At 46.5% G+C, this 20029-nt stretch carries 18 protein-coding genes; all 18 read left to right on the top strand.

Going from position 1 to position 20029, the window contains the following annotated elements:
• Positions 1-49: 49 nt before the first annotated feature.
• The 18 genes from truB to bcbE all read left to right on the top strand — a co-directional run bounded on the left by truB (position 50) and on the right by bcbE (position 19966).
• Positions 50-979 carry a tRNA pseudouridine(55) synthase TruB gene (truB, locus tag ACXN9U_RS06250; RefSeq protein WP_060962774.1) on the top strand — a complete coding sequence of 310 codons (930 nt, stop codon included), beginning with the start codon at positions 50-52 and terminating at the stop codon, positions 977-979.
• 19 nt (positions 980-998) lie between these two features.
• On the top strand, positions 999-1940 hold the full coding sequence (ribF, locus tag ACXN9U_RS06245) for a bifunctional riboflavin kinase/FAD synthetase (RefSeq protein ID WP_016936085.1): 942 nt from the start codon (positions 999-1001) through the stop codon (positions 1938-1940).
• A 165-nt stretch (positions 1941-2105) separates the two neighbouring features.
• Positions 2106-2375 (top strand): 30S ribosomal protein S15, encoded by a 270-nt coding sequence (gene rpsO, locus ACXN9U_RS06240; protein WP_003154182.1) that lies wholly within the window; start codon positions 2106-2108, stop codon positions 2373-2375.
• A gap of 174 nt (positions 2376-2549) precedes the next feature.
• Positions 2550-4673, top strand: a complete 2124-nt coding sequence (gene pnp / locus ACXN9U_RS06235; RefSeq protein ID WP_016936084.1) for a polyribonucleotide nucleotidyltransferase — start codon at positions 2550-2552, stop codon at positions 4671-4673.
• A gap of 111 nt (positions 4674-4784) precedes the next feature.
• Positions 4785-5744 (top strand): polysaccharide deacetylase family protein, encoded by a 960-nt coding sequence (locus ACXN9U_RS06230; RefSeq protein WP_060962772.1) that lies wholly within the window; start codon positions 4785-4787, stop codon positions 5742-5744.
• A gap of 40 nt (positions 5745-5784) precedes the next feature.
• Complete coding sequence (locus ACXN9U_RS06225; RefSeq protein ID WP_016936082.1) at positions 5785-7020, top strand: M16 family metallopeptidase; 1236 nt, start codon at positions 5785-5787, stop codon at positions 7018-7020.
• Positions 7021-7094: 74 nt separating this feature from the next.
• A complete protein-coding gene (locus ACXN9U_RS06220; protein WP_003154176.1) occupies positions 7095-7352 on the top strand; it encodes a YlmC/YmxH family sporulation protein in 258 nt (85 codons plus the stop codon).
• A gap of 154 nt (positions 7353-7506) precedes the next feature.
• Entirely contained in the window at positions 7507-8397 is an 891-nt protein-coding gene (gene dpaA / locus ACXN9U_RS06215; protein ID WP_016936081.1) for a dipicolinic acid synthetase subunit A, read from the top strand.
• Positions 8398-8399: 2 nt separating this feature from the next.
• A complete protein-coding gene (gene dpaB / locus ACXN9U_RS06210; protein WP_060962771.1) occupies positions 8400-8987 on the top strand; it encodes a dipicolinate synthase subunit B in 588 nt (195 codons plus the stop codon).
• A 136-nt stretch (positions 8988-9123) separates the two neighbouring features.
• On the top strand, positions 9124-10164 hold the full coding sequence (gene asd / locus ACXN9U_RS06205) for an aspartate-semialdehyde dehydrogenase (RefSeq protein ID WP_060962770.1): 1041 nt from the start codon (positions 9124-9126) through the stop codon (positions 10162-10164).
• Positions 10165-10252: 88 nt separating this feature from the next.
• Positions 10253-11467, top strand: a complete 1215-nt coding sequence (dapG, locus tag ACXN9U_RS06200; RefSeq protein WP_060962769.1) for an aspartate kinase — start codon at positions 10253-10255, stop codon at positions 11465-11467.
• Positions 11468-11497: 30 nt separating this feature from the next.
• Entirely contained in the window at positions 11498-12367 is an 870-nt protein-coding gene (dapA, locus tag ACXN9U_RS06195) for a 4-hydroxy-tetrahydrodipicolinate synthase (RefSeq protein ID WP_003154166.1), read from the top strand.
• 178 nt (positions 12368-12545) lie between these two features.
• A complete protein-coding gene (gene rnjB, locus ACXN9U_RS06190) occupies positions 12546-14213 on the top strand; it encodes a ribonuclease J2 (RefSeq protein ID WP_016936077.1) in 1668 nt (555 codons plus the stop codon).
• A 117-nt stretch (positions 14214-14330) separates the two neighbouring features.
• Positions 14331-15068 (top strand): ClpP family protease, encoded by a 738-nt coding sequence (locus ACXN9U_RS06185; protein ID WP_047474942.1) that lies wholly within the window; start codon positions 14331-14333, stop codon positions 15066-15068.
• On the top strand, positions 15065-15274 hold the full coding sequence (locus ACXN9U_RS06180; protein ID WP_016936075.1) for a YlzJ-like family protein: 210 nt from the start codon (positions 15065-15067) through the stop codon (positions 15272-15274). The genes ACXN9U_RS06185 and ACXN9U_RS06180 overlap by 4 nt, the downstream gene beginning before the upstream one ends.
• Before the next feature lie 134 nt (positions 15275-15408).
• The gene (locus ACXN9U_RS06175; protein WP_489202329.1) at positions 15409-17775 is read left to right on the top strand and encodes an FtsK/SpoIIIE family DNA translocase; all 2367 of its coding nucleotides are present in this window, start codon (positions 15409-15411) and stop codon (positions 17773-17775) included.
• Positions 17776-17899: 124 nt separating this feature from the next.
• Entirely contained in the window at positions 17900-18625 is a 726-nt protein-coding gene (locus ACXN9U_RS06170) for a GntR family transcriptional regulator (protein WP_060962767.1), read from the top strand.
• Positions 18626-18736: 111 nt separating this feature from the next.
• On the top strand, positions 18737-19966 hold the full coding sequence (gene bcbE / locus ACXN9U_RS06165) for a bacillibactin exporter BcbE (protein WP_489202328.1): 1230 nt from the start codon (positions 18737-18739) through the stop codon (positions 19964-19966).
• Positions 19967-20029 lie beyond the last annotated feature (63 nt).

Raw genomic sequence — 20029 nt, 5'->3', positions numbered from 1 at the left:
TTTTCTGCGCTTTACAGGGATACAATGATAACGAAGGAGCGAAAGACAGATGGTTAACGGAGTTCTCCTTTTACATAAACCGGTCGGCATGACTTCTCACGACTGTGTAATGAAAATAAGAAAACTGTTAAAAACAAAGAAAGTCGGGCATACGGGAACGCTTGATCCGGAAGTGTCAGGCGTACTGCCGATCTGTGTCGGACGGGCCACAAAGATTGTTGAGTACGTCACCGACAAATCAAAAACGTACGATGCTGAGATCACTCTCGGCTTCTCCACATCGACTGAAGACCAGACGGGGGAAACCGTCAGCGTAAAACCTGTCAAGGAGCCGATAAAAGAAGCGGATATCAAAGCTGTTTTAGACGAACTGAAGGGGCCGCAGGAACAAGTGCCGCCGATGTATTCCGCGGTAAAGATCAACGGGAAAAAGCTCTACGAATATGCCAGAGCCGGTATTGAAGTGGAGCGGCCGAAGCGGAATATCACGATTGAGGATATCGCGCTTACTTCACCTGTCACTTATAAGGATGATACAGCGTCATTCCGTTTCACAGTCACGTGCTCAAAAGGCACTTACGTCAGAACATTGGCGGTGACAATCGGTGAAAAGCTTGGCTATCCCGCTCATATGTCCCACCTCATCCGCACCGCTTCCGGCGATTTCAGCCTGGATGAGTGTTTTACGTTTGAGGAGCTTGAGCAGCAGGTTTCAGCCGGCACGGTTGCAGAGCATGCGGTGCCTATCGAAAGAGCGCTCAATCATTTGCCGAAATGGGTCATAAGTGATACATTAGCTAAGAAAGCTGAAAACGGGTCAGTGTTTGACATACCGGCGGAATTTTCTGCAATGACAGCTGACGCCCGTATAGCTGTCTGTACCGAAGCCGGAGAATGTGTGGCCATTTATATGCCGCACCCTTCAAAACACGGACTGCTGAAACCGGCTAAAGTGCTGATGCAAAAAAGCGAACAATAAGAAAAAAGGTGACCGTTCTGTGAAGACGATACATATTTCTCATCCGCATCATTTACAAAAAGAAGAGCAGCCGGCGTCTGTCATGGCCCTCGGCTACTTTGACGGCGTTCATTTGGGACACCGGAAAGTAATCGGAACAGCCAGACAAATTGCCGAAGAAAAAAACCTGTCGCTTGCCGTCATGACGTTTCATCCGCACCCCTCCCATGTTCTGGGCAGAGACAAAGAGCCAAAGGATCTGATTACGCCGCTTGAAGATAAAATCAGCCAGATCAGCCGTTTAGGCGCTGATGTGCTGTATATCGTAAAGTTTGATGAATCGTTTGCGGCTCTTTCTCCAAAACAGTTTGCCGAGGAGTATATTTTAGGATTGAACGCCCGGCACGCGGTGGGAGGCTTTGATTTTACGTACGGAAAATACGGAAAAGGCACGATGGCTACGCTGCCGGACGATTTAGACGGCAAGGCCGAATGCACGACTGTCGAAAAACAGACCGAGCAGGACAGGAAGATCAGCTCCACTTATATCCGGTCAGCGCTGCAGGATGGAGACGTTGAGCTGGCGCACACGCTCCTCGGCCAGCCGTATTTTATCAGGGGCACTGTGATCCACGGAGACAAAAGAGGCCGCACCATCGGCTTTCCGACGGCGAATATCGGTCTGCACAACAGTTATATCGTGCCGCCGACAGGCGTGTATGCCGTGAAGGCCGAAATAAAAGGCAGGGTGTATGAAGGCGTCTGCAATATCGGCTACAAACCGACCTTTTATGAAAAGCGTCCCGATCAGCCGTCAATTGAAGTTCATTTATTTGATTTTCAACAGGATGTATACGGAGAAGACGTTAAAATCGAGTGGTATAAACGCATCCGGAGCGAACGGAAGTTTAACGGCATCGACGAACTGACGGCTCAGATTGAGAAAGACAAACAAGAAGCGATCCGTTTTTTCAGCAAATAACGGAAAAAACATCAAAAGTACACAAATTTTATTCTAAAAGATTTGCATATGGGCGCGATTTTTAGTATCATATGTTTCGTAGTCTTAAAACCATTGCTTGGCAATCCGAAGTCACCGACGGTTGCTAGGTAACTGGGGCTAATTATGATATGGAGGTGAAACAGGATGGCAATTACTCAAGAGCGTAAAAATCAACTCATCAGTGAGTTCAAAACACACGAATCTGATACTGGATCTCCAGAAGTTCAGATCGCTATCCTAACAGACTCAATTAACAACTTGAACGAGCATTTACGTACTCACAAGAAAGATCACCACTCACGTCGCGGTCTTCTTAAAATGGTAGGTAAACGTCGTAATCTTCTTACGTATCTGCGTAATAAAGACGTAACTCGTTACCGTGAGTTAATTAACAAACTAGGCTTACGTCGATAATCGTAAAAAGCGGGAGGATTCCCGCTTTTTTATCGTATTAAAGCGAAAAAAATAATAATAAAAAAACAATGAAATCCTTTTACATACTACTTTGACATTGATATGTTCAATTCATTTCGTTCATAATAGGAGTAATTGATTATTTCACACATTAAGAGAGGAGCTCGTAATCGAATGGGACAAGAGAAACATGTCTTTACCATAGATTGGGCCGGCAGACAGCTTACAGTAGAAACCGGCCAGCTTGCCAAACAGGCAAACGGCGCTGTTATGGTCCGCTACGGCGATACCGCAGTGCTCAGCACAGCAACCGCATCAAAAGAACCGAAACCGCTAGATTTTTTCCCGCTTACCGTTAATTATGAAGAAAGATTATACGCAGTCGGTAAAATTCCGGGCGGCTTTATTAAAAGAGAAGGCCGTCCGAGTGAAAAGGCCGTTTTAGCCAGCCGTTTGATTGACCGCCCGATCCGCCCGCTTTTCGCAGACGGATTCCGTAACGAAGTACAGGTCATCAGCATTGTCATGAGTGTCGATCAAAACTGCTCATCTGAAATGGCTGCAATGTTCGGTTCATCACTCGCTCTTTGCGTTTCTGATATTCCGTTTGAAGGCCCGATTGCGGGTGTGACGGTAGGCCGCATTGACGGGGAGTTCATCATCAATCCGACGGTTGACCAGCTTGAAAAAAGTGATATTAACCTTATCGTCGCAGGCACAAAAGACGCCATCAACATGGTGGAAGCGGGAGCGGATGAAGTTCCTGAGGAAATCATGCTTGAAGCGATTATGTTCGGCCACGAAGAAATTAAGCGCCTGATCGCTTTCCAAGAAGAAATTGTTGCGGCAGTCGGCAAAGAAAAAACGGAAATCGCACTGTATGAAATTGACGCAGAGCTCAGCGAAAAAGTAAAAAGTCTTGCGGAGCCGGATCTGCTCAGCGCCATTCAAGTTCATGAAAAGCATGCGCGCGAAGATGCGATCAGTAAAGTGAAAGATGCAGTCGTCGCGAAATTTGAAGAAGAAGAGCACGATGAAGATACGATCAAAAAAGTGAAACAGACACTGTCTAAACTTGTGAAAAACGAAGTGCGCCGTTTGATCACAGAAGAAAAAGTCCGTCCTGACGGCCGCGGCGTCGATCAAATCCGCCCGCTTTCTTCAGAAGTCGGCCTTCTGCCGAGAACGCATGGCTCAGGGCTGTTTACGAGAGGACAGACCCAGGCGCTCAGCGTATGTACATTAGGCGCTCTTGGCGACGTTCAGATTCTTGACGGTTTAGGCGTGGAAGAATCAAAACGGTTTATGCATCATTATAACTTCCCGCAATTCAGCGTAGGGGAGACAGGCCCGATGCGCGGACCGGGACGCCGTGAGATCGGTCACGGGGCTCTTGGAGAGCGTGCGCTTGAGCCGGTCATTCCGAATGAAAAAGACTTCCCGTATACGGTTCGCCTCGTATCCGAAGTGCTTGAATCAAACGGTTCCACTTCACAGGCCAGCATTTGCGCGAGCACGCTTGCCATGATGGACGCCGGTGTTCCGATTAAAGCGCCTGTTGCAGGTATCGCAATGGGACTTGTGAAATCAGGCGAGTACTACACAGTATTAACGGATATTCAAGGAATGGAAGATGCCCTCGGTGACATGGACTTTAAAGTAGCCGGTACGGAAAAAGGCGTAACAGCGCTGCAAATGGACATTAAAATCGAAGGTCTTTCCAGAGAAATCCTTGAAGAAGCGCTTCAGCAGGCGAAAAAAGGAAGAATGGAAATCCTGAACAGCATGCTCAGCACGCTTGGTGAATCAAGAAAAGAACTTTCTCAATATGCACCGAAAATTTTAACGATGACAATCAATCCGGATAAAATCCGTGACGTTATCGGGCCGAGCGGCAAACAAATCAACAAAATCATTGAAGATACCGGTGTTAAAATTGACATTGAACAAGACGGCACCATCTTTATTTCTTCTACTGATGAAAGCAGCAACCAAAAAGCGAAAAAAATCATCGAAGATCTTGTCAGAGAAGTCGAAGTCGGCCAGCTTTACCTCGGTAAAGTCAAACGGATTGAAAAATTCGGCGCTTTCGTTGAAATCTTCAGCGGAAAAGACGGTCTCGTTCACATCTCTGAACTTGCGCTCGAACGGGTCGGCAAGGTTGAGGATGTTGTGAAAATCGGTGACGAAATCCTTGTGAAGGTAACGGAAATTGACAAACAGGGACGTGTCAACCTGTCGCGTAAAGCAGTACTGCGCGAAGAGAAAGAAAAAGAGCAGGAACAACAACAATCTTAAATGAAAACCTAACAAGGAGCCTGGGAGACCCGGCTTCTTTATTTTGAGAAAGACAACAGCTGGTTCTACCTTGTCCTCTTCATACATAATGTGTGATGAGGGGGGAAGGACATGTTGAAAAAATTCGTGCCGTTTGCCGTTTTTTTATTTCTTTTTTTTGTTTCGTTTGAAATGATAAAAAACCCGTATACAGTTGATTACATAGACGCAATGAAAAAAGATGCAGTGACTGTGTCAGCATCAAAAGATCCGCTTTATGAGGAATTGCTGCAAAAAGCGCCGGAGTATGAAGTGAAGCCGCAAGATGCAAGGATTGATAAAATATGGAAGAGTATACCGGGATATAACGGATTAAAGGTCAATGTGGAAAAATCCTATAAACAAATGAAAAAGGACGGAGAATTTCATGAAGATGATCTTGTCTATGAGCAGGTAAAACCGAAAGTCCATCTCGATTCTCTTGCGCCCGAACCCATTTATAAAGGAAATCCCGATAAACCGATGGTCGCTTTCCTGATCAATGTCGCCTGGGGAAATGAATACGTGGAGCAAATGCTGCCTATTCTGAAACAGCATCAGGTCAAAGCAACTTTCTTTCTTGAAGGGAAATGGCTGAAAAACAATCAGGAACTTGGGAAAAAAATAGCGGCAGACGGACATGAAATCGGAAATCATTCATACAATCACCCAGATATGAGCAAACTGACTTCAGGAAGCATTTCCGAACAGCTTGACAAAACCAATGCACAAATCAGCGAGACGCTCGGCATAAAGCCGAAATGGTTTGCGCCGCCAAGCGGCAGCTTCAGAAAAGCCGTGGTCGACCTTGCGGCGGAAAAAGGAATGGGCACCATCATGTGGACCGTTGACACCATAGACTGGCAAAAACCGTCTCCGGCTGTTTTACAAACAAGGGTGTTGAGCAAAATACATAACGGAGCCATGATTTTAATGCATCCGACTGATCCGACAGCGAAAAGCCTGGAAACACTGATTACAAAAATCAAAGAAAAAGGCTATGCGCTCGGCTCGGTGTCTGACTTAATGGATGAAAACAGGCTGATGAAGTAGCAGGCGGCAGTTTGCCTGTCTTTGAATAGGAGGAACAAACTTGATAAAACGCTATACATGCCAAAACGGTGTAAGAGTTGTGCTTGAAAATAATCCAACGGTGCGGTCTGTGGCAATCGGCGTCTGGATCGGAACGGGATCACGCCATGAAACGCCGGATACAAACGGTATTTCGCACTTTCTCGAGCATATGTTTTTTAAAGGAACAAATACCAGGTCCGCACGGGAAATCGCAGAATCCTTCGATCGGATAGGCGGCCAAGTGAATGCCTTCACTTCAAAAGAATATACGTGTTATTACGCCAAAGTGCTGGATGAGCATGCCAACTACGCACTTGATGTGCTTGCTGATATGTTCTTTCATTCTGCTTTTGACGAAGATGAACTCAAAAAAGAAAAGAACGTCGTATATGAAGAAATCAAAATGTACGAAGACGCGCCGGACGACATTGTCCACGATCTGCTGAGCAAAGCGACATACGGCAATCATTCGCTCGGCTACCCGATTCTCGGGACGGAGGAAACCCTTTCATCGTTTAACGGCGATTCTCTCAGACAGCATATGGATGACTTTTACACACCGGACCGCGTCGTCATTTCTGTCGCCGGAAATGTTACGGAACAATTCATTAAAGACGTGGAGAAATGGTTCGGTACATACGAAGCGAAGGGCAAAGCTAGCGGCATCAGCGAGCCTGAGTTTCATTATGAAAAGCTCACCAGAAAAAAAGACACTGAACAGGCGCACCTCTGCCTTGGTTTCAAAGGTCTGAAAGTCGGAGATCCGGATGTTTACGATTTAATCGTTTTAAACAACGTGCTGGGCGGGAGCATGAGCAGCCGTCTTTTCCAGGATGTGCGTGAAGATAAAGGACTGGCTTATTCTGTATACAGCTATCACAGTTCTTATGAAGACAGCGGTATGCTGACGATTTACGGAGGCACCGGCGCCAATCAGCTCGATCTTCTGTCTGAAACCATTCAAGAAACGTTATCGGTGTTAAAACGTGACGGCATTACCCCGAAAGAACTGGAAAACAGCAAAGAGCAAATGAAGGGAAGTTTAATGCTCAGCTTAGAAAGCACAAACAGCAAAATGAGCCGGAACGGGAAAAACGAACTTCTGCTCAGAAAGCATAAGACGATGGATGAAATTATCGCTGAATTAAATGCAGTCAGCCTGGAAAGCGTCAACGGTCTCAGCCGCCGGTTATTTACGGATGATTACGCATTATCGCTCATCAGTCCGACCGGAAATATGCCGGCCTCATCTTAAACGGGAAGTCTGCCTCTCTAAGGGGCAGGCATTTTTTTTTGCCCGGAATCATATAGTACAAGGGGGTGGCTATCATGAGGCTCAGTGAACTGTCAGGTAAAGAAATTGTAGACATTAAACGGGCGGAGCGGCTCGGCGTGCTCGGCCAGACTGATTTGGAAATTAATGAACAGGACGGGCAAATTACCGCGCTGTTGATCCCGACGGTGAAATGGTTCGGATTGCGAAAACAAGGCCACGACATCCGTGTCCCCTGGAACCATATTCAAAAAATCGGGTCAGACATGATCATTTTAGACGTTCCCGGGGAGATCACTCCTCCTGAAGAGTAGACTATTCATTTTTTGCAAGCACCGGCTAAAACAGCCGGTGCTTTTTTTATGAAAAAGACGCTGTACATTCACCGCCCTTTCTCTTTGCACATACGATGATGAGGAGGATGACACTTAAAAGATCCAGTAACTGTAAAGAAGGTGAACGTTTCAAATGTTAACCGGATTGACAATTGCGATTATTGGCGGTGACGCAAGACAGCTTGAGATTATAAGGAAGCTGACAGAACAGCATGCTGATATTTATCTTGCAGGATTTGACCAATTGGATGACGGTTTTACAGGAACCGTCAAATGTAAAATTGATGAGATTCCATTTCCGAAAATAGACAGTATCATCCTGCCTGTATCGGCAACGACCGGAGAAGGCATTGTCTCAACGGTTTTTTCAAATGAAGAAGTGGTATTAAAGCAGAGCTATCTTGAGCAGACACCGGAGCATTGCGTGATTTATTCAGGCATCTCTAATGCATACCTTGAGGGCATCGCCAGCGAAGCCGGCCGCAAGCTTGTTAAATTATTTGAGCGAGATGACATCGCGATATTCAACTCGATTCCCACAGTTGAAGGGACAATCATGATGGCGATTCAGCATACGGATTATACCATTCACGGGTCAAATGTCGCCGTTCTCGGCATGGGGCGCACCGGTATGACGATCGCCCGGACGTTTGCAGCATTGGGAGCGAAGGTAAAAGTGGGCGCGCGGAGTTCGGCTCATTTGGCCCGTATATCGGAAATGGGGCTTTCTCCTTTTCAAATTGAAGAACTTACTGATCATGTAAATGATATTGATATTTGTATTAACACCGTACCGAGTCTGATTCTGAATCAAAGCGTTTTATCGCGCATGACGCCGAAGACCTTGATTTTAGATTTAGCATCCCGTCCGGGCGGAACGGATTTCAAATATGCTGAAAAACAGGGCATTAAAGCGCTGCTTGCTCCGGGGCTTCCGGGAATTGTGGCTCCGAAAACAGCCGGACAGATTATTGCGAACGTATTGAGCAAGCTTTTGGCAGACTTAAAGAAAGAGGGGAATTAGCCATGTCTCTGAATGGGAAAAGAATCGGATTCGGATTAACCGGCTCGCATTGCACATATGAGGAGGTTTTTCCGCAAATAGAAGCACTTGTCAGTCAAGGGGCTGAAGTCCGGCCGATTGTGACGTCGACCGTCCAATCGACCGATACGCGCTTTGGAGAGGGGGGAGATTGGATCAGAAAAATTGAAGAAGCAACAGGTTTTGAGGTAATTGATTCCATCGTAAAAGCGGAGCCTCTCGGGCCGAAACTTCCGCTCGACTGCATGGTCATCGCCCCCTTAACCGGAAACTCAATGAGCAAACTCGCAAATGCGATGACTGACAGCCCCGTCCTTATGGCTGCGAAAGCCACGATCCGCAACAGCCGCCCGGTCGTGCTCGGAATTTCGACAAATGACGGCCTCGGTTTAAACGGGACGAATTTAATGAGGCTGATGTCCGCAAAAAACATATTTTTCATCCCGTTCGGCCAGGATGACCACGTGAGAAAACCGACATCTCTTGTCGCCAGAATGGATCTCCTTCCGATTACGGTAGAAAAAGCGCTTTTGCATCAGCAGGTTCAGCCTGTGCTTGTACAGCATCAGTAATAAAAAATCAAGACACATAAAATCATTCCGGAATAAAAAAATTCGGTCAATCCGTGACTATTCTATGGTAAAATAAAACGTAAAATGCAAAGTCAATTCAACAAATGATGCTTAATTGGCGGAAGGAGTTTTACAGATGGGAAGAGGATTACACGTAGCAGTTGTCGGAGCGACGGGAGCCGTAGGGCAGCAAATGCTGAAAACATTGGAAGACAGAAACTTTGAAATCGAAACACTCACACTACTATCCTCAAAGCGTTCTGCTGGTACGAAAGTAACGTTTAAAGGCGAAGAGTATACGGTGCAGGAAGCTGTTCCGGAAAGCTTCGAAGGCGTTCATATCGCATTATTCAGCGCCGGCGGGAGCGTATCACAAAGCCTGGCGCCTGAGGCTGTAAAACGGGGAGCCATCGTAATTGACAATACCAGCGCATTCCGCATGGATGAAAATACACCGCTTGTAGTGCCTGAGGTGAACGAAGGTGATCTGCATAAACATAACGGCATTATCGCCAACCCTAACTGTTCAACGATTCAGATGGTGGCGGCGCTTGAACCGATCCGCAAAGCATACGGCTTGCAAAAAGTCATTGTATCTACTTACCAAGCTGTGTCCGGAGCCGGCAATGAAGCGGCGAAAGAACTGTACAGCCAGACGAAGGCGATTTTAAACAATGAGCCTGCAGAACCGTCCATTATGCCGGTTAAAGGGGACAAAAAGCATTATCAAATCGCTTTTAACGCCATTCCGCAAATTGATAAATTCCAAGATAACGGCTACACGTTTGAGGAAATGAAAATGATTAATGAAACGAAAAAAATCATGCATATGCCGAAGCTGGAAGTGGCTGCGACATGTGTCAGACTGCCGATTGAAACAGGACACTCAGAATCTGTTTACATTGAGCTTGACCGTGATGACGCAACCGCAGAAGACATTAAACAGCTTTTAAAAGAGGCTCCGGGTGTTACGCTTCAGGATGATCCGGCGGAGCAGCTTTACCCGATGCCTGCTGATTGCGTCGGCAAACGGGATGTATTTGTAGGAAGAATCCGTAAAGATTTGGATAGAGCAAACGGTTTTCATTTGTGGGTTGTTTCTGATAACCTGTTAAAAGGCGCCGCTTGGAACTCAGTTCAAATTGCGGAAAGCCTGCAAAAACTGAACCTCGTATAAAACAAACGTATTTTCTATAGGCGAACAGAAGAGAGTATGGCTCTGCCTGCTCTCTTCTGTTACGTCAGACTAATTTGGAGTGAAAATAGTGAAAATCATTGTTCAAAAATTCGGCGGAACATCCGTAAAAGATGACAAAGGCCGCAAGCTTGCGTTAGCACACATTAAAGATGCCATCAGTGAAGGATATAAAGTTGTTGTTGTCGTATCGGCGATGGGAAGAAAAGGAGACCCGTACGCGACGGATTCTTTGATCGGGCTTCTTTACGGCAGCCAGTCCGACATTTCTCCTAGAGAGCAGGATATGCTTCTGTCTTGCGGAGAAACGATTTCGTCTGTTGTTTTTACCAGCATGCTGAAGGAAAACGGCATAAAAGCCGCAGCTTTAACAGGAGCCCAAGCTGGCTTTTTAACCAATGCCCAGCATACTGACGCCAAAATTATAGAAATGAAAACAGAGCGGCTGTTCGCGACACTCGCCAGCCATGAAGCCGTCGTTGTGGCAGGATTTCAGGGAGCGACTGAAAAAGGCGACACGACGACGATCGGCAGAGGAGGTAGCGATACATCAGCAGCGGCGCTCGGCGCGGCGGTTGATGCTGAGTTTATCGACATTTTTACGGACGTGGAAGGCGTCATGACAGCTGATCCGAGAATCGTGGAAAATGCTAAGCCGCTTCCGAATGTCACATATACGGAAATCTGCAACCTTGCCTATCAGGGCGCGAAAGTCATTCATCCGCGCGCGGTGGAAATCGCCATGCAGGCAAAGGTGCCGATCCGCGTGCGCTCGACTTATTCAAAAGACAAAGGAACTCTGGTGACGTCCCATCATTCGTCTAACGTCGGCAGCGATGTGTTCGAACGGCTGATCACGGGAATCGCTCATGTAAAAGACGTAACGCAATTTAAAGTTCCCGCCAAAATGGGGCAATACAATGTTCAGACAGAAGTCTTTAAAGCAATGGCGAACGCCGGCATCAGCGTAGATTTCTTTAACATTACGCCGAGTGAAATCGTTTATACCGTATCAGGCAGTAAAACGGAAGCCGCGCGCAGCATTTTGGCCGAATTAGGCTATGAACCGACAGTGACGGAAAGCTGTGCGAAAGTGTCAGCGGTCGGTGCCGGAATAATGGGTGTGCCGGGTGTTACGTCAAAAATCGTCTCCGCACTTTCAGATAAAGGCATTCCGATTCTGCAATCCGCCGACAGCCATACGACAATCTGGGTGCTCGTTCATGAAAAAGATATGGTAACGGCCGTAAATGCGCTGCATGAAGTGTTTGAACTTTCAAAGTAAATGTGATTGAATCATGATGAGGTGAAAAAAATGAATGTCGGAAATATTTCTACAGCGATGATTACCCCTTTTGACAGTAAAGGGAATGTAGACTTTCAAAAACTGTCTACATTAATCGACTATTTGTTGAAAAACGGCACGGATTCTTTAGTCGTCGCAGGGACGACCGGCGAATCTCCGACACTTTCAACTGAAGAAAAGATTGCACTCTTTGAATTTACAGTCAAAGAAGTGAACGGACGCGTGCCTGTTATTGCGGGTACGGGAAGCAACAATACGAAAGACTCCATCAAACTGACAAAAAAAGCTGAAGAAGCCGGCGTCGATTGCGTTATGCTTGTCACGCCTTATTATAATAAGCCTTCCCAAGAGGGCATGTACCGTCATTTTAAAGCCATAGCTGAAGAAACGTCTCTTCCTGTTATGCTTTACAACGTGCCGGGCAGAACGGTCGCTTCGCTTGCGCCGGAAACGGCCATCAGACTTGCGGAGATTCCGAATATCTCTGCGATTAAAGAAGCGAGCGGTGATCTTGACGCGATTACGAAAATCATCGCCGAAACACCGGAAGATTTTTACGTCTATTCAGGTGATGACGGGTTAACCCTTCCTATTCTTGCGGTCGGCGGAAGAGGAGTCGTGTCAGTGGCCAGCCATATTGTAGGTTCTGACATGCAGCAAATGATTAAAAACTATACAAACGGGCAGACGGCAACCGCGGCACTGATTCATCAGAAGCTTCTCCCGATCATGAAGGAGCTCTTTAAAGCGCCTAATCCGGCTCCCGTCAAAACGGCGCTTCAGCTGAAAGGCCTTGATGTCGGATCTGTGCGTCTTCCTCTTATTCCGCTGAATGAAGATGAACGCCTGAGCCTGAGCAGCGTCATCAGCGAACTGTAAGAAAAAATTTATACAGTTAAAATACGCGGTCATTCTCATTTTTATCGTGAGTTTGACCGTTTTGTCTACATATTGGTTTTCCCTAAACCTTCCGCTTCTTCTTGTTTTCTAAAATTGATATCAGTTATAATAGGAACAAGTGATGATGGACGGGTATGAGACTAGGAGGATACAGATTTTGAAAAAGAAAAATACAGAAAACGTCAGAATTATCGCCCTTGGCGGTGTCGGAGAAATTGGGAAGAACCTATATGTCATTGAAATTGACTCGGACATATTTGTAGTAGACGCGGGGCTCATGCACCCTGAAAATGAAATGCTCGGTATTGATGTCGTGATTCCGGATATTTCTTACTTGGTAGAACGGGCTGACCGCGTGAAGGCCATTTTTCTGACACACGGACACGATGAAAACATCGGAGGCGTCTTTTATTTATTGAACAAGCTGTCGGTGCCGGTATACGGAACGAAGCTAACGCTTGCTTTGCTGAGAGAAAAACTCAAGCAGTACGGGCATAATCGAAAAGCTGATTTGCGTGAAGTTCACTCCAAATCAGTCATTACATTTGAATCAACAAAAGTATCGTTCTTTAAAACGATCCACAGCATTCCGGATTCAGTGGGAGTCAGCTTTAAAACATCACTTGGCTCTATTGTATGCACGGGAGACTTCAAATTTGACCAGACGCCTGCTTATCACCAATCATGTGATATCGGCGAAATCGCCAAAATCGGAAACGGCGGTGTGCTTGCCCTGCTTTCTGACAGCGCCAATGCGGAGCGCCCGGGATATACTCCGTCAGAAGCACATGTAAGCGGTGAAATTTCCGATGCGATGTACAATTCAGACAACCGCGTCATCGTTGCCGTATTCGCGTCTAATATCAACCGGATTCAGCAAGTGATTCAGGCTGCCGCCCAGAACGGCCGCAAACTCGCAATCGCCGGAAAAAATCTGCAAAACGTGCTTCAGCTTGCGCGCAAGCTCGGCTATATTGAAGCAGAAGATGAATTGTTCATTCCGGTGCAGGATGTGAAAAAATATCCGAAACGGGAAGTGGCAATTGTTACAGCCGGAAGCCATGGTGAGCCGTTAGCCGCTCTTACGCGGATGGCCAAGCAGGCGCACAAGCAGCTTAACATTGAAGAAGGAGATACCGTTGTCATTGCATCAACACCGATTCCGGGACATGAATTGGTATATTCCAAAACCGTCAACCAGCTTGTCCGCGCCGGGGCTCAAGTTATTTTCGCCCAAAAACGCGTGCATGTGTCCGGTCACGGTTCGCAGGAAGAATTAAAACTCATGCTTAATTTGTTAAAACCGAAATATTTAATTCCGGTTAACGGTGAATTCAGAATGCAAAAAGCGCATTCCAAAATCGCTGAAGAAATCGGCATGAAACGCAGCGACATTTTCTTAATTGAAAAAGGCGACGTCGTTGAATTCCGCGGCCAGAATGTGAAAATCGGGGATAAAGTCACGTACGGAAACGTTCTGATTGACGGCCTAGGTGTCGGTGACATCGGCAACATCGTGCTGCGAGACCGCCGCTTATTGTCACAAGACGGCATTCTCATTGTCGTGATTACGCTTGATAAGCAGAAAAAGAACCTCGTATCGGGTCCTGAAATCATTACGCGCGGTTTCGTATATGTCAGAGAATCAGAAGGCTTAATTGTACAAGCTACTGAGCTCGTCCGGTCAATCGTGACAGAAGCGACGGAAACATCCGCCGTAGAATGGTCCACGCTGAAACAAGCCATGCGCGATGCGCTGAACCAATTCCTTTATGAAAAAACAAAACGCAAACCGATGATCATTCCGATCATTATGGAAGTATAATGTACACAAAAGCCGGAGCGCACATGATGCTCCGGCTTTGTTTTTGTTCATCTCCCGGATGGAAACCCGCTTCTTTGTTCATAATACAAAGAGACATTCGGAAAGGGTGAAGATAAAATGGATCATCGTATGGAAAACACCGAAGAACAGCAGCCCGAAAAATCAGATGCGAAAGACAGCATTATGAGCAAAATTCAGCAGCTGGGAGAGACATCTCTGCCGCAAATGTCGCAAGATACCAATATTCACTGTCTGACAATCATCGGCCAAATTGAGGGGCATGTCCAGCTGCCGCCGCAAAATAAAACAACCAAATATGAACACGTCATTCCGCAAATCGTCGCCATTGAGCAAAATCCGAAAATTGAAGGACTTCTGATTATCTTAAACACCGTCGGCGGTGATGTGGAAGCGGGGCTTGCGATTGCAGAGATGCTCGCATCTTTGTCAAAACCGACCGTTTCAATCGTACTCGGCGGGGGACACTCGATAGGTGTGCCGATCGCCGTGTCATGTGATCATAGTTTTATCGCGGAAACAGCGACTATGACCATTCACCCCGTTCGGCTTACAGGTCTGGTTATCGGGGTTCCGCAAACATTTGAATACTTGGACAAAATGCAGGAGCGGGTCGTCAACTTTGTGACCCATCATTCAAATATTTCCGAAGAAAAATTCAAAGAACTGATGTTTTCAAAAGGAAACCTGACCAGGGACATCGGAACGAACGTAGTCGGAAAAGATGCGGCTGATTACGGATTAATTGATGCCGTCGGCGGCGTCGGACAGGCGATAAAAAAGCTGAATCAGCTGATTGAAGAACGAAAGGGCGAGGAAGGAATGATGATTCAATGATCCTTTATACCGTCATGCCTCAAGAAGTCGTTTACGGTCAGGAAAGAGAGCAAAGCGCGCATGAACAGGTAGACTATGCCGGTGTGCCGCTGTTAGTCGAAATGAAGGGAAATGAAGCTGAAGTCGTACAGATTTTAAGTACGAACCCGATGGATTTTCTGAATCCGGACATCGCCCCGGGACAAAAAATCAAGTTGAAAATCTAACCGGCATTCAGTCCGTTTCTCGGGGGCAAAATATGCTATAATAGGGGAATCCTACAGAAAAACGCAGCCGGTAAAAGGCTGCTTTTCTTCATGATGTATGATTTTACATTTTTTAACGCAGTAAGGTGATGAGTGTGGCAAAGAAAAAACGGAAATCTAAAAAGAAACAAGAGAGTAAGCTCAATCTAAAATACGAACTAAGCGGACTGCTCTGCGTTGCAATCTCGATTATTGCTGTTTTGCAGCTCGGCGTTGTGGGACAGACATTTGTGTACTTGTTCCGTTTTTTTGCCGGAGAGTGGTTTATTTTATGCTTAATTGCGCTCTTCCTTCTGGGAATTTCGCTGTTTTGGAAAAAGAAGAGTCCAAGTCTTTTAACGAGAAGGAAAGCCGGATTGTACTGCATTATCGCCAGTATTTTGCTGCTGTCTCACGTACAGCTCTTTAAAAATCTGTCTCATCACGGGTCGATTCGGTCCGCAAGTGTCATAGGCAACACGTGGGAGCTGTTTATGATGGATATGAAACAGCAGGCCGCCTCGCCTGATTTGGGCGGCGGTATGATCGGCGCGGTACTGTTTGCAGCTTCCCACTTTTTATTTGCATCAACGGGTTCACAGATCATGGCGATCGTGCTGATCTTAATGGGGCTGATTCTTGTAACGGGGCGTTCACTGCAGGAAACGCTCAAAAAGTGGACGAGCCCCGTCGGCCGGTTTATCCGCAGTCAATGGCAGGCATTTCTTGAGGATATGAAAACGGTCAGAACGAACATGTCTTCGCCGAAAACAAAAACCAAATCGGGCAAAAAACAAAAACGGGTTCAAAAGAAAAAAGAAGTGCCTGAGCCCGAAGAAGAGGATGAGGAAATCATTTCGCCGCTCATCCATTCAGAGCCGATTATTTCAAGCTTTTCAGACCGTCAGGAGAAGCGTGACGAACCGGTGATTCCTGAAGAGACGCAGGAGACGGCTCAAATGGTAAAAGAAGAGCCCTCCGGCGGCGCTCAAGACAGTGACGAACCGGCAGCTGCGGCTCCTCCGCCCATGACGTTTACGGAGCTTGAAAATAAGGATTACCAAATGCCTTCATTGGACATTCTGGCTGACCCGAAACATACAGGCCAGCAGACCGATAAGAAGAACATTTACGAGAATGCAAGAAAACTCGAACGGACTTTTCAAAGCTTCGGCGTAAAGGCAAAAGTGACACAGGTTCATCTCGGTCCGGCGGTCACAAAATATGAGGTCTATCCGGACGTCGGGGTCAAAGTCAGTAAAATTGTGAATCTGAGTGATGACCTCGCGCTCGCGCTTGCCGCGAAGGATATCCGGATAGAAGCGCCGATTCCGGGGAAATCAGCAATCGGCATCGAGGTGCCGAACGCTGAAGTCGCGATGGTTTCGTTAAAAGAAGTGCTCGAATCCAAGCTTAACGACAAGCCGGATGCGAAACTTCTGATCGGGTTGGGGCGAAACATTTCCGGGGAGGCTGTGCTTGCCGAACTGAACAAAATGCCCCATCTGCTCGTCGCTGGGGCCACGGGAAGCGGGAAAAGCGTCTGTGTCAACGGTATTATTACGAGCATCCTGATGCGAGCCAAACCGCATGAAGTGAAAATGATGATGATTGACCCGAAAATGGTTGAGCTGAATGTGTATAACGGCATTCCTCATCTGCTTGCGCCGGTCGTGACAGATCCGAAAAAGGCCTCACAGGCTTTGAAAAAGGTCGTCAATGAAATGGAGCGCCGCTATGAACTGTTCTCCCATACGGGCACGAGAAATATAGAAGGCTATAACGATCATATCAAGCGGTCAAATGCCGAAGAAGAAGTAAAGCAGCCCGAACTGCCGTACATCGTCGTTATCGTTGACGAGCTTGCCGATCTGATGATGGTCGCTTCTTCCGACGTGGAAGATTCGATTACGAGACTTTCACAGATGGCCCGGGCGGCAGGCATTCATTTGATTATCGCGACACAGCGGCCTTCAGTCGATGTCATTACCGGAGTGATTAAAGCCAACATTCCGTCGAGAATTGCCTTCAGCGTCTCATCTCAGACCGATTCACGGACGATTTTAGATATGGGCGGCGCTGAAAAGCTTCTGGGCCGCGGAGATATGCTGTTTCTGCCTGTAGGCGCGAATAAGCCGGTGCGGGTCCAGGGAGCATTTTTATCGGATGAAGAGGTTGAGCATGTCGTAGATCATGTCATCACACAGCAAAAAGCACAGTACCAAGAAGAAATGATTCCGGAAGAAACCGCGGAAACACACAGTGAAGTGACGGATGATCTGTATGACGAAGCGGTCGATTTGATTATCGGTATGCAGACGGCATCTGTCTCCATGCTTCAAAGACGGTTCAGAATCGGATACACGAGGGCCGCGCGTCTGATCGACGCAATGGAGGAACGGGGCGTCGTCGGGCCGTATGAAGGAAGCAGACCGAGGGAAGTACTATTATCAAAAGAACAATATGATGAGCTCTCTTCTTAAAAAGGAGAGAGCTTTCGCTTAAAATGATACCGCCAAAATCATTCCTATTTATTTTTTTATCAAAACATGATATAGTTGTCCCAATTGTTCAATAATTTATGAAAGTGGTTTACGGAGGGGAAACATGTCTACAAAAGCTGACAATCGTCACTTGTATTTAAAAGTGATTGAGCGAATCAAAGAGGATATACAAAACGGAATTTACACCGAAAAGGAAAAGCTTCCTTCTGAATTTGAGCTTTCAAAATCGATGGGTGTCAGCCGGGCAACTCTGCGTGAAGCTTTACGTATCCTTGAAGAGGAGCATGTGATTATCAGAAGGCACGGTGTGGGCACTTTCGTCCATACAAAACCGCTGTTTCTTTCAGGTATTGAACAGCTCAACAGTGTGACGAAAATGATTCAGCAAGCGAACATGGTGCCGGGTACGATTTTTTTGTCGTCTCAGGTTATTACACCGTCTGATGAAGATATCGCAAGATTCCGGCTTGAGCCTGAGCAGGAGCTTTTTTATTTGGAGCGCGTGAGAACGGCAAGCGGCACTCCGGTCGTTTACTGTCTGGATACGATTCCGATGGACATTCTGCCGAATTCTTTCTGTCATGAACAGGAGTCTATTTTTGATCTCTTGGAAAAAAACTCCGGATCTGTGATCAGCTATGCCGTTGCTGATATTGAACCGATCGGATACCACGATACGATTTCACCGGTTTTGGAATGCGAACCGGAGACGGCGCTTTTATTGCTGAAACAAACCCACTATAATCAGCATGATGAGCCTGTGCTGTATTCATTAAATTATTTCCGGGCTGATAAGTTCAGCTTTCATGTTGTCAGAAAACGTTTTTAAGACAGACGCGTCATGTGTCTGTTTTTTTATTTGCGCCGTTCGTACATACTTTGTTTGCCGCAAGGCACAATAAAACAGGAAACAACCAAGTATAGTGAATGGGTGAATAAGTTGAGTAAGAAGAAAAATGGAACGAAAAATATCATTGCTTTGGCTTCTGTACCGCTCGTCATGACACTCGGGAATTCGATGCTGATTCCCGTCCTTCCGATGATTGAAAAGAAGCTGTCCATATCGTCTTTTCAAGTATCGTTAATTATAACGGTATATTCGATTGTGGCGATTATTTGTATTCCGATTGCCGGATATCTGTCCGATAAATTCGGAAGAAAAAAGGTCCTTCTGCCTTGTCTTCTCATAGCCGGTGCGGGCGGCGCCATTGCTGCGATAGCTTCGACCGCATTCAAGCATCCATATCCCATTATCTTGGCGGGACGGGTGCTTCAGGGAATCGGTTCGGCAGGGGCGGCTCCTGTTGTGATGCCGTTTATCGGTGATTTGTTCAAGGGGGATGATGAGCGGATTACCGCGGGGCTCGGCGACATTGAAACGTCTAACACAGCCGGGAAAGTTCTAAGTCCGATTCTCGGGTCGCTCTTGGCTGCTTGGTTTTGGTTTATGCCGTTTTGGTTCATTCCGTTTTTTTCGCTCATCAGTTTTTTTCTCGTTTTGTTTTTGGTGGCAAAGCCGGAGAAACAAAAAGAAGTGCCTTCTATTTCCGAATTCGTGAAAAATGTGGGTCACATATTTAAGCGGGACGGCCGCTGGCTCTTTACGGTATTTATCATCGGCTGCGTGATTATGTTTTTGCTGTTCGGGGTTCTGTTTTATTTATCAGACTCGCTGGAGAAGAAGTACGGAATTGACGGTGTGGCTAAAGGAGCGCTGTTAGCAATCCCGCTTTTATTTCTATCCGTTAGTTCATATATAGCAGGCAGAAAAATCGGGAAAGACCAAGGCAGAATGAAGTTTTGCATTGTTTTTGGAATGAGTGCCGTGACACTGTCATTTATCGGCCTGTGGTGGAATCACAGTTTTTATTTATTATTTATCTTCCTCTGTGTAAGCGGTACCGGAATCGGAATGGCATTGCCGGCGTTAGACGCTGTCATCACAGAAGGCGTAGACAACGAGGAATCGGGAACCATCACCTCATTTTATAACAGCATGCGGTTTATCGGAGTAGCGGCGGGACCGCCGATATTTGCTGGGCTGATGTCAAATGCAGGCTGGCTGATTTTCATTTTATCCGCTTTTTGCGGCATTGTATCAGTATTTTTAGCGCTGTTAAATATCTCTTCACAAGCAAAAGAAAAAAAGGAATCATTAAAGACGGTGTAATCTGCACTGTCTTTTTTTATTTGATTCTGAATATTGACATGATACCGTCAGCTCGTTATTCTT

Source organism: Bacillus sp. BACIII, assembly GCF_057836745.1.
The sequence above is the reverse complement of the archived record's forward strand: the minus strand, read 5'-3'. Positions and strand labels throughout refer to the sequence as shown.